Here is an 11,614-nt window from a genome sequence, read left to right as displayed (position 1 = left end):
ATATTAACAACCGAGTGCCGTTTATAATAGCTGTACATGAAAACTCCCTTTATACCGCAACTCAGGAGATATTTATTTATAGGATAAATAGCGAGTAATATAATCCACCTTCACTAATAATGATTTTATCTGACAGTATTTTTACTATATTTATATTGGAGCTTTCTATTTCATCTTTGATAAAATATGTTTTTTGCTTACCATTTGCCTCAATGATTGCGATGGAGTCTAATTCATCTGTGTGTTTCAGTACACCAACTAATTTAATCCCCCTGAGTAAATAGGTGAATTAGTTATATCAGCGACTTCGATAACGCTCTTATTTACGTTTCTACTTTTAGTATTAAAGATGTTAGTCTGCTTAATTTCCTCAACCTGCTCAAATATTTTTATAAAGTGAACATTTTCATGATTAATAGACTCTTCATACAATAATGGGATTGTCCTCTTTTTTCCATTTGTTATCATCTTAATCCCTATTACGCATTGATATATAATGAATAACACTATTGCGACATCTAATATAAACTTTTTTTTATGAACGAACATTCGGTAGGGTGTTATAACTATCCTGATGAAAAATGATAACACCCTTACCTCTCAGTGAAATTCTATTGACATGAAAACAAAATAATTAATAGCCAGTAAACCTATCAGACATCTGATTTGGTACCATCGCGCTTAATATTCCGGAGTCAAGTCTAAGTCCATATCTATTTATGGTTTTTACGATACCATCAGGTATGCCTGCATTTTTTAAATGCACTCTAAATTTATGAATTAACTGATGATAGTTATTATCTGAGATGCTTTTATGATTTTCATACCATACGACTTTGATGATATCTTGTTTCCTATTGACATCATTAAACAGACACATGACTAATCTCTTTTGTTTTTCATTAATATCAATTGTTAATTTTTTAGAGTGGAAATGTATTTTGTTCATACAGCAATCCAGTGATATCTCTTTTTCATAATCTATCACTCCTTTTCCATTAATATCGATAAATTTACTACCAGAAACAACAGAGACTGTATCAACATACATAGATAACCCCTACAAATATATTTACTCAGTTAATAAAAACAAATCACACGGCAGATGTGATAAGAGAACAAGTGACTATTATCTCTTTTACTTAATGAATAAAACCAATTAAATTATATTTTTTAATTATATTTGATCTTTTAAAACTCTCCTCATACATAAATGTACACGCTAGAAAGACTAGCATAAGATAAATAATTATTTTGCACACTAACAGAGCAAAGTAATAAGTTAGTTGATTGTGTTTATCGTAATAATATAGCCCTGAATTATAATAGAAATCTATCTATTTAAAATACTTATTAATCATTTAATTCATTTCATAAACCATCCGTAGTCACGTATTCAACATACAATAATAATTAAAAAACTCAAGGAATAAATATCATTTAATAATACTAATCAAATATATTAACTAATATCTCAAAATAATAACATTTACATATTCTCTTTATTGACACTCATAACACAGGTTTATTGAATTATATAACTCATATAACTTACGTTAATACTAAAAAAGACCTTAATGATTATATATACACTCTGACCTTATCATGCAAGTGTTGCTTTAGTCATATAAGCATAAAATTTCGTGACGACCAAGAGATCCGTGTCAATAAAAAAGATAACAGGGTAAATAAATTAATGTTTGATTGAAGAACCATGATCGATATTCCCCTTGAAAAGCATCAAGGGGAATTGTAGAAGATGGAGCTATTACATGAAGAACTCGACTTCTCCGCCATTTAAGTTATACATACTACCAACTATTTTTATTTTCCCTTCTTGCTCTAACTTTTTAATTATTTCACTATTTTTACGTATCTCATCAATAGTATGTTTCACATTATTTTTTGCTACAGCATCGACGTAAAGTTCATTTTTACCGCTTTTCTCGCCCTCAAATTGAGTCATCTCAATGGCGGGTTTGATTTTATTGAGAAGCCCCGTCAGATTGCCAAGCTCCACGTTATCAATGGCACCTTTTACAGCACCACAGGCTGTATGTCCCATAACCAAGATAACTTTTGCTCCCGCAGCGGCACACGCAAATTCCAAGCTACCTAATAAATCATCATTTGATATATTACCGGCAATCCTAGCATTGAATGTTTCTCCAATGCCGGTATCCAGTACGATTTCAGCGGGTGCTCGAGAATCAATGCAACTGAGGATCACCGCTGCTGGGAATTGTCCCTCAGCGCTACCACGCTTTTGGGCAACGTAGTCATGTTGCTGCATTTTTCCTGAGACAAACCGCTTATTGCCCTGCTTAAACCCTTCAATGATTTGATCTGGAGTTAACTTATCTCGTTCTGCTTGCGTCAGCGCCGCAGCATAGGATATTTGAGGCATTCCCAATCCAATCCCGCCTATTACCCCTGCAGCGGTAATACCCAAAGCAGCTTTGAGCATGTTTCGCCGACTATTCGGATGGTTCTCTTCTGAACAGCAACTCGGTATTTTGCTCATACTCTCTCCTCAAAGCTATTGTTGTGATTTTGATACTGCTCAATAAGCAAGCAGCTATTTAAATGTAGTACATGCAATTTGCATTATGTTGCAACTCATAAGTTAGTGATGGATTAATAACAAAATTATCTGTCTTTAACCGGTATTATTGGCAATAAACTAATCACTTACAGGATGTATTGTCTTCAAAATGAATTCGGTTCAGATTGGTTGGTTTACTGATTAGCACACGAAAGTGAGGTGAAATAATGAAAGCTGCAATCGTTAAAACGCTTGGTGCCCCGCCTGTTTTTGGGCAGTTTTCTGAGCCGATGCCCTTACCCGGTGAAGCAGTGATTAATGTGGTAGCCGCGGGTATCAAACAACTTGATCGCGCCATCGTGCGAGGTACGCATTATTCAAGCCCAAAAACACTGCCCATCATCCCGGGGACTGATGGTGTCGGGTATCTTGAGGATGGATCTCGTGTTTACTTTGCCTCATTTCGCCAACCATTTGGGGCGATGGCCGAGCGGGCTGCAGCCTCTTGGTCTGTTCCAGTACCACCCGAAATTAATGATGCTACAGCAGCGGCATTAATCAACCCTGCATTGGCCGCTTGGTTACCACTGGTCTGGCGGGCTAGGATTCAACCTGGAGAGACCGTGCTCATCATCGGAGCTACCGGCACGTCAGGTAAGTTGGCTATTGCCGCTGCACGTCATCTAGGGGCTGGCCGCGTGATTGCTGCCGGTCGGCGTCAAGAAGTGTTGGCAACATTAGGAGCCGATGCCACGGTGAATCTAACTTTGCAGGGCGCGGAGTTAACTGAAGCATTTACTCAAGCTGCCGGACCAACCGGTTATGACGTCATTGTGGATTATATTTGGGGGCCAGCAACCGAGGCACTTTTCGCTGCACTGACCCGCCACGATCTGACTGCCCATGCTAATGAGCAAGGCATTCGGCTAGTGAATGTTGGCTCGATGGCATCCCCTACTCTACAGCTTCCTTCCGCCGTTCTGCGGAGCGCTAATCTACATATTCTGGGAAGTGGCACCGGGAATTTCCCACCGATTGCTGAATTGAAGCGCATTGTTGCTGACATTTTTAGCCTTGCTGCCCAACAAAAGCTCAGTATTGAAACTCAGCTTCATCGGCTAGAAGAGGTTAGTGAAGTCTGGAATGTAAATAAAAACAGTGATATTCGGTCTGTGCTGTCTATCAAATAAAAGTGGCACCGGGTTGGGCCGCAGTGAGCACCAACCCGGGTGATTTGCATTATGATGTCTGTATAAAACGATCAAGCTGCCGACGTAGTTGCTCGTTCTCTTTCTTTAGCTGCTCAATTCTTTCAAGCAACGTTAAGGTCATTGCTACACCAGACCAGTCCAGATCCAACTCATTTTGCAAGCGACAGGCACGTTTAAGGCAGCTCAGTGCATCTGCGTCAAAAACCCAGACAGTATCTGCCGGCTCTAACGGTACAATCACACCCAGCCCGACCACCTCAACCAGTTCGTCCTGCATAATCCCTGTTGACTGGCATAATTCAGTCACGGTGTAAGTGATTTCTATTTCAGCCATAATCTGTTACTCCCATTCAGTCCGAGGATTAAATGCCGCTTGCTCTGACAATTGTTGCCAAAGTGCTCGCGTTTTCTCGTCTGGTTTCGGCGGCATAACCACCTTGAGGGCCGCATACAAATCACCCGTTCCTTTTTTGCTGACCAGACCTTTGCCTTTAATGCGCAACCGCTGACCACTCTGACTTCCTGCCGGAATCGTTAAAGATATTTTCCCTGTCAACGTCGGGACCTCGACACTGGCACCCAATGCCGCTTCCCATGGCGCTAACGGCACCACTATTTGTAAGTTTTGGCCATCAATATCAAACAGTGGATGTGGGGCAATACGAATGATCAGGAATAAATCGCCATTAGCTCCCCCCGCAAAACCTGGCGCGCCCTGCCCTTTAAGACGAATCCGCTCACCATCGCCCACACCTGCCGGTATTTTAACTTTCAGAGTCTTAGAGGTTTCAGCACCAGCTCGACCCGATGCATCAATGGTCGGTATTTTGTAAGAGATCGAACGAGTTTGTTCAGCTAAGGTCTCTTCTAAAAAGAGGGGTAACTCCATCTCCAGATCTTGCCCGCGAATCCCTTGAGAGGTGCGATGAGATGCATGCCCAGTTGCAGAGCCACGATGGGCGAAGAAAGATTCGAAGAAATCGGAAAAATCATGCGCACCGCCCCCAGCACCACTATGCCATTGCTGACCTCCTGTGTTGTAGGCTGCTTGCTGTTGGCCAAAATGGGGATCATTACGATGTAATCTTAATTCGTCATATTCAGCCCGCCGCTCAGTGTCTTTTAAAACTTCATAAGCTTCAGCCACTTCCTTAAACTTACTTTCAGCATCGGCTTCAGAGCTGACATCTGGGTGATATTTGCGGGCTAGCCGACGATAAGCGGTTTTAATCTCTTTTAGGGAAGCGGTAGGCTCCACTCCCATGATGGCGTAATAGTCTTTAAATTCCATGCAATAATATCCTTAAATTCAATGTGTTACACACAATAAATTTCAAGGTGCAGAAAGGCGGCGAGTAAAAAATCCCGATGAACTTACGCGGTCAAGTGCTTCGGGTCATTGAGCGCCACCAATAGACCTGCAGTTGAAAATGACGGGCGTCTATAAGATATCCCCATCTGATTTATATAAAACCTATTAATACATACTTCTCTTCACTTTTAACTCGGGGATCCATAACCCTAAACTATAGCTTACCCTTTTCATTTCATGTTACAGCCGCATTTGTGACCGAATCACTGATGTTAATCATATAACTGGTCGCTGGTTTTATTGGCAACAGGCGCTGCCCTTTTCTGGTTTACCTGTTTTACAGAGGAGCGCACCACCAGCTTGCCTTGCAAGAGAGTATTACTGAAAGGGGCATCCGGACGCAGTAAACGTCGTTGTAACAACGAAATCGCCTCTGCACCCAACTCATCACGCGGAACATGTACCGCCGTCAGTGGCACGTCATGGATCTCGGCTAGATTAAAGCCATCCATACTCATCACTGACATGTTATCAGGCACATTGATTTTTAACTTATTCAGTGCATTAACTGCCCCTACTGCCATGTAGTCCCCACCGGCTAAAATGGCTGTAGGCAGTTGGCTTTTATCCTCGCAGGCGGCGATATAAGCAGTAATGGCTTGCTCTGCTTCTTCAGCACCAAAGCCATGGGTAGTAACTAAATGCTGGTCATCATCAAAACTCATATTATTGCTGACAAAAGCCTCTTTAATTCCCACCAGCCGCAGTTCCATGGTATTACGTCGTAAACATTGCAATGTCAGGATACGCCGGTGCCCCTGTTGTATCAGATAGTTGGCTGAGAATTCTCCGATCAATTGGTGGTCTGGCGAAACACTATCCAATGACATCTCTTTATCACGGCAATTGATCAATATCGACGGTTTATGGACCCCTGCTGCCAAGGTATGAACACGTGGATCATCAATACCAATGATGATTGCCGCCTCCGTTTGCGGATGGGTTATTTTTTCCAGAAACAGCGAGATGTCACTGTGGGTTTCAGATAATCCGCAGTAGCGAATCATTACTTCATGTTGACTGACCGCTTCGGTAATTCCCTGAATGACTTTGTAGTAAAAAATATCGGTACGAACATCAAAGGCTCGGTGCGGCGCAAATACCATAATATTGTTAAGCATGAGCCGCCCACTGGATAAATTCTGCAAGATTCCTTGTGATTGCGCGCAAGCCATGACCTGCTGTTTTGCTTTCGCGCTGGTGTTAGATTTACCGGCTAATACTCGGGATACCGTGCTAATTGAAAGACCCGTCTGATTGGCTATTTCTTGTATTTTTAGCTTTCCATTCATTTTGTGATCTCTCTCAAATTAGCAAATGAAAAAATTTTCATAGCCAGAAAATAGCTTATTCACAGTATTACTCAATATAAATGCTGGAATATTACTCAGCGTATGAAAATTTTTTCAAAAAAACGCGTATTAATACCAATTTAAGCTAGCTACCTTGTTTTGGTAAACCAATTTTAAAAACTTATCAGTCCGGTTATTTTTGATTAAATATAAAAAAACTAACAATATCAATTTAGTATGTTTTATTAGCTTGTTTTACTGTGAGCAGGGTCACATTAAAACTCAGCATAATCTTAATAACCGAAAATGGATCATACCAAAACAATAAGTTGGTCCGGTTAATTAACTGCCGACTAACTCCAGGAGGCTGGGATGAGTGTTGAGATTAATCAATCCGCTAAAGTTGTTGGGCGGCGAAAAATAAAATCACTACGTTGGTGGATGCTGGCGCTATTTCTGCTTGGGGTCACCGTTAACTATATTACCCGCAACTCTCTGGGTATTCTCGCCCCCGAACTAAAAACCAGTTTGAATATGACCACCGAGCAATACTCCTGGATTGTGGCGTCATTTCAATTGGCTTATACCGTGTTCCAGCCACTGTGTGGTTGGCTAATTGACGTCATCGGTTTAAAGATGGGGTTCCTGATTTGCGCCAGTGTTTGGGCCGTGGTGTGTATGATGCACGCCGGGGCAGGAACCTGGTTCCAATTAGCGGTGCTGCGCTTCTTTATGGGCAGTGCCGAGGCCGCCGCAACACCAGCAAATGCCAAAGCCATTTCTGACTGGTTCCCGAAAAAAGAGCGTCCGATTGCGGCGGGTTGGGCTGGCGTTGGCTTCTCTATCGGTGCGATGTTGGCCCCTCCCATTATTGTACTGGCGCATGTGGCTCTCGGCTGGCAAGGCGCGTTTTTATTCTCCGGTGCTTTAGCCATGGTGTGGGTATTGCTGTGGTGGCGTTTTTACCACTCACCGGATACTCACCCCAATCTAAGCAAAGAAGAATTTGAACTGATTCATCAGGATAATGAACCCGTACTGCCACGGCTGCCTTTCCTGAAATCACTGTCCATCCTTAGTAAAAACAAGAAGTTTTACGGCATCGCTATTCCCGCTTTTTTGGCAGAACCGGCATGGGCAGTTTTTAGCTTCTGGGTCCCGCTTTATCTGGCGACCGAACGCGGCATGGACCTGAAACAGATTGCTATGTTTGCTTGGCTGCCCTTCCTCGCGGCAGATATCGGCAGTGTTGCCAGTGGTTACTTAACCAAACTTTACCAAAAATGGTTCGGTTGCAGCCGCATCAACTCTGTGGTTGCCAGTTCAGTGACCGGCGCTTTTATGATGGTCTCACTGGCCTTCGTGGCCATCACTAAAGATCCCTATCTGGCGATTGCATTGATCTCTATCGGCGGCTTCGGTCATCAGGTTATCTCCTGCATGTTAAGTGCATTAGTCGTTGAATCTTTTGATAAAAACCAAGTGGCGACGGTTAACGGGTTGCGCGGTTCCTCCGCTTGGATCGCCAGCTTCCTATTCACCCTATTGATTGGGGCGGTTTCCGACACTATCGGCTTTAACCCCCTGTTTATCGCCATGGGCTTCTTCGATTTGATTGGTGCCGTGTTCCTAATTGCCCTGTTTGCTGAACGCCGCAATAAAAAACAGTCGGCTGCCTAATGCTATTAACCCAGCAACAGCGCACCACTCGCGCTGTTGCCAGAAAAAAAGATGAGCTGTGATGAAAACATTAAAAAACTGGCAGTTAGTAAATGAATATCCCGACCATGTGGAATTGCGGGTCGATGACCAACATAGTTTCTGTTTGTATGTATTAGAGCCAAACCTTTGTCGGGTACTGATTAAACGCAACGGCGAGTTGGCACTGAACCGCACCTGGAGCATCGCGCCACAAGGTGATGTGCCGTGGTCAGGCCGTGACCGGCTGAGTCTGGAAGGCTTTTCGGTGCCGGGCTATCAACTAGAACGCCACGAACAGCAATTGATCGTGACCACGGATTGCTTGCGGATAACTATTCACCAACCGCTATATCTGGAGTGGGAATATAAAAATCAGCAGGGGGAATGGCACCCACTGGCCGCAGACCGCCCTACCAGCGCTTATCTACTCAGCCCGCAAGGCGAAACAATTGCTCACTACCAGCGCCGCTATCCTAATGAGCAATATTACGGATTGGGCGAAAAAGCCGGGGATCTTAATCGCGCGGGTCGTCGTTTTGAAATGCGCAATTTAGATGCCATGGGTTACAACGCTGCCAGCACCGACCCGCTCTATAAACATATTCCATTTACTATCACTCGCCGCGATGATGTTAGTTTTGGTTTGTTTTATGACAACTTAAGCAGTTGCTGGCTGGATTTGGGTAACGAGATTGATAATTACCATCTAGCTTACCGCCGCTATCAGGCTGAAGCGGGTGATCTTGATTACTATATGTTCCTCGGCCCGAAAGTGTTGGATGTCACCAAAGCCTTTGTTCGCCTAACGGGTAAAACGAAGTTTGGTCCTAAATGGAGCTTGGGCTACAGCGGTTCTACCATGCATTATACCGATGCCCCGGATGCACAGGTGCAACTGCAAAAATTCATTACGCTATGCCAACAACATGATATTCCCTGTGACTCTTTCCAACTGTCGTCTGGCTATACCTCGATAAACAACAAGCGCTATGTCTTTAATTGGAACTACGACAAAGTGCCGCAGCCAAAAGTGATGAGTCAGGCTTTCTTGCAGGCTGGCATCAAACTGGCCGCTAATATCAAACCGTGTCTATTACAAGATCACCCGCAGTATCAGCAAGTTGCAGAACGTGGCCTGTTTATTCTCGATGGTGAAACCGGGTTACCTGAGCGTTCCTCATTTTGGGATGACGAAGGTTCTCATCTTGATTTCACCCACCCTGAGACGGTGGTTTGGTGGCAGGAAAATGTCACTAAGCAGTTATTGGAAATGGGGATCGGTTCAACCTGGAATGACAATAACGAATACGAAGTGTGGGACGGCGAAGCGCGTTGCAATGGGTTTGGTGAATCCATCGCTATCAAACATATCAGGCCGGTAATGCCGTTACTGATGATGCGTGCGTCAATGGAGGCTCAACAAGCATTTGCACCAGACATACGTCCATATCTAATATCACGTTCTGGTTGTGCCGGGATGCAGCGCTATGCCCAAACCTGGAGTGGCGATAACCGCACCAGTTGGCAGACTCTGCGCTATAACATCCGTATGGGGCTGGGCATGAGTCTATCTGGGTTGTATAACCTTGGCCATGATGTTGGCGGTTTTTCTGGTGATAAACCTGAAGCCGAACTGTTTATCCGCTGGGTACAAAACGGCGTGATGCACCCACGGTTTACTATTCACTCATGGAATGACGATAACACGGTCAACGAGCCATGGATGTATCCTGCCGCAACACCAATGATCCGCGATGCCATGGTTCTGCGTTACCGACTATTACCTTATTTCTATACGTTACAATGGCAAGCCACACATGATGATGAGCCAATGCTACGCCCGACTTTCCTTGATCATGAACACGATAGCAGCACGTTTAAAGAAAATGATGACTTTATGCTAGGCCGTGACTTACTGGTTGCCAGCGTGGTCGAACCCGCACAGCGTCAGCGCGAGGTCTATTTACCGGATAATAATGTCGGTTGGTATTGTTTCCATACCGGCCAATGGTACAGCGGCGGACAGACAGTCGTGTTAGATGCACCACTTGAGCGTTTACCACTTTTGGTGCGAGCGGGTGCGGCATTGCCATTGTCACGGCGCATCGCCTTTGTGAATGTCGAACTGGATGCTCAACGCGAGTTGGCGCTTTACCCGACCAAAGGGGCTGGGCAATCCAGTGGAATGCTGTTTGAAGATGACGGCGAGAGCCATCGCTGGCAGCAAGGCCATGCATTGTGGCTAAACTGGCAGGTAACAACTGATAATCATCGAATTGATATTACCTTTAGCCGCACCGGAAGCTATCAGCCGGCATGGCAGGAATTAATGGTAAATCTGCCCGAAAATGAGCATCGCGAGCTATATATCAACGGTGTCGAAAGCCATAAATTACAGTTAAATACATTAGTTTAATGAGCGAATGTTGCGGGCTTTCTAAAGCCCGCTTATTTTTTATCTAAACAGGTTAGCGCAGTAATTTTAATGCCCCAGTCAATGAACGCACCCATTTCTCAGGCCCCGCCAATCCCAAGCCATCCAACGGCTCATCACTGAGCGAACGTGACGGAAAAGTCTCTTCATAGTCTTGAAAACTGTGCATTGAGCGCGCAAATGCCGGGAATGGGACAATGGCCCGCTCATGAGGGGCTGCTAATGCTTTCAGCAGTACCTCTCTTATCTGTGAAGCATTCGCCTGTAAAATAGGAACCGGCAATTTTGAACTGACATCAATCTCTTTTCCAACTGAATCGGATAATGTCGTCCCCGCCAATTGTGGAAATTTTGCCGCCAAACCAATCCCCACCGCACTGGTGGTATTAGCAATTAAACCAACAGGAAGTTCAGGGTTAACAATAATCGCGATCCGCATTTGTTCTGCCACAGCCAGTACCCTTTTGCCGCTAATATGTACAAAATAGAATATCCCTCCGCCGCCGGTAAGTGCTTTCTTTTATCACCCATATTCCACTAATATTGGTAATCTATACCCAAATTTAATAATAAGTAGGTAGAAAATGCCCTCAACCTCTCTAACTCCGGCAGATATAAAAATCTTGAAGCAATTGCAGCACTCTGGACGTATGACTAACCAAGAGCTGGCCGATAAAGTGGGGATGGCAACCTCCCCGTGCTGGCGACGGGTTAAACAACTTGAAGAGAGCGGCATTATCACCGGTTATCAGGCTAATATTGACCGACGCAAAGTCGGACTAGGGATTTTGGCCTTTATTCGGGTGAAAATTGACAGTCACAGTGAAGAGGAATCAAAGCTGTTTGAAATGCAGGTCGGAGCGCTAAAGCCGGTCATTGCTTGCTACGCCGTGGCGGGAGATGCTGACTTTTTACTGCAAGTGGTCGCCGACGATCTCGACAGTTTTTCCACCTTTGCGATGTCAGTCATTCGTCGGCTATCGGGCATTAAAGAGATGCAAACGACATTCGTGCTGCGCGAGGTAAAACCACTGGATCATTTACCTCTGTAATCAGTCA

General features: G+C 44.3%; 11 protein-coding genes. 4 read left to right on the top strand and 7 right to left on the bottom strand.

Annotated elements, in window-relative coordinates:
• Window positions 1-76: 76 nt before the first annotated feature.
• The 3 genes from ACIOG0_RS04395 to ACIOG0_RS04385 all read right to left on the bottom strand — a co-directional run bounded on the left by ACIOG0_RS04395 (window position 77) and on the right by ACIOG0_RS04385 (window position 2,524).
• Window positions 77-214, bottom strand: a complete 138-nt coding sequence (locus tag ACIOG0_RS04395) for a hypothetical protein (protein WP_404705043.1) — start codon at window positions 212-214, stop codon at window positions 77-79.
• A 420-nt stretch (window positions 215-634) separates the two neighbouring features.
• Window positions 635-1,051: a helix-turn-helix domain-containing protein gene (locus ACIOG0_RS04390; RefSeq protein WP_128451574.1), complete on the bottom strand. Its 417-nt coding sequence runs from the start codon at window positions 1,049-1,051 to the stop codon at window positions 635-637.
• A 717-nt stretch (window positions 1,052-1,768) separates the two neighbouring features.
• Window positions 1,769-2,524, bottom strand: a complete 756-nt coding sequence (locus ACIOG0_RS04385; protein ID WP_050098055.1) for a carbonic anhydrase — start codon at window positions 2,522-2,524, stop codon at window positions 1,769-1,771.
• 248 nt (window positions 2,525-2,772) lie between these two features.
• Between ACIOG0_RS04385 and ACIOG0_RS04380 the strand changes: the two genes are divergently transcribed.
• On the top strand, window positions 2,773-3,735 hold the full coding sequence (locus tag ACIOG0_RS04380) for a zinc-binding alcohol dehydrogenase family protein (protein WP_050098054.1): 963 nt from the start codon (window positions 2,773-2,775) through the stop codon (window positions 3,733-3,735).
• Window positions 3,736-3,784: 49 nt separating this feature from the next.
• Here the strand turns inward: ACIOG0_RS04380 and cbpM are convergent, their stop codons facing one another.
• The 3 genes from cbpM to ACIOG0_RS04365 all read right to left on the bottom strand — a co-directional run bounded on the left by cbpM (window position 3,785) and on the right by ACIOG0_RS04365 (window position 6,420).
• Entirely contained in the window at window positions 3,785-4,090 is a 306-nt protein-coding gene (cbpM, locus tag ACIOG0_RS04375; RefSeq protein ID WP_050098053.1) for a chaperone modulator CbpM, read from the bottom strand.
• A gap of 6 nt (window positions 4,091-4,096) precedes the next feature.
• A complete protein-coding gene (cbpA, locus tag ACIOG0_RS04370) occupies window positions 4,097-5,047 on the bottom strand; it encodes a curved DNA-binding protein (RefSeq protein WP_050098052.1) in 951 nt (316 codons plus the stop codon).
• Between the two features lie 293 nt (window positions 5,048-5,340).
• Window positions 5,341-6,420 (bottom strand): LacI family DNA-binding transcriptional regulator, encoded by a 1,080-nt coding sequence (locus ACIOG0_RS04365; RefSeq protein ID WP_050098051.1) that lies wholly within the window; start codon window positions 6,418-6,420, stop codon window positions 5,341-5,343.
• A 372-nt stretch (window positions 6,421-6,792) separates the two neighbouring features.
• Here ACIOG0_RS04365 and ACIOG0_RS04360 point away from each other — a divergent pair, with 372 nt between their 5' ends.
• Window positions 6,793-8,100, top strand: a complete 1,308-nt coding sequence (locus ACIOG0_RS04360; RefSeq protein ID WP_050098050.1) for an MFS transporter — start codon at window positions 6,793-6,795, stop codon at window positions 8,098-8,100.
• Window positions 8,101-8,161: 61 nt separating this feature from the next.
• The gene (locus ACIOG0_RS04355) at window positions 8,162-10,537 is read left to right on the top strand and encodes a glycoside hydrolase family 31 protein (RefSeq protein WP_050098049.1); all 2,376 of its coding nucleotides are present in this window, start codon (window positions 8,162-8,164) and stop codon (window positions 10,535-10,537) included.
• Window positions 10,538-10,589: 52 nt separating this feature from the next.
• Here the strand turns inward: ACIOG0_RS04355 and ACIOG0_RS04350 are convergent, their stop codons facing one another.
• A complete protein-coding gene (locus tag ACIOG0_RS04350) occupies window positions 10,590-11,012 on the bottom strand; it encodes a DUF2000 domain-containing protein (RefSeq protein ID WP_176393727.1) in 423 nt (140 codons plus the stop codon).
• Between the two features lie 127 nt (window positions 11,013-11,139).
• Between ACIOG0_RS04350 and ACIOG0_RS04345 the strand changes: the two genes are divergently transcribed.
• Window positions 11,140-11,607, top strand: coding sequence for an Lrp/AsnC family transcriptional regulator (locus ACIOG0_RS04345; protein ID WP_050140261.1), 468 nt, complete (start codon window positions 11,140-11,142; stop codon window positions 11,605-11,607).
• Window positions 11,608-11,614 lie beyond the last annotated feature (7 nt).

This window comes from Yersinia vastinensis (assembly GCF_044905075.1).
Lineage (GTDB): Bacteria > Pseudomonadota > Gammaproteobacteria > Enterobacterales > Enterobacteriaceae > Yersinia > Yersinia vastinensis.
This window is presented reverse-complemented; position numbering and strand designations above follow the sequence as displayed.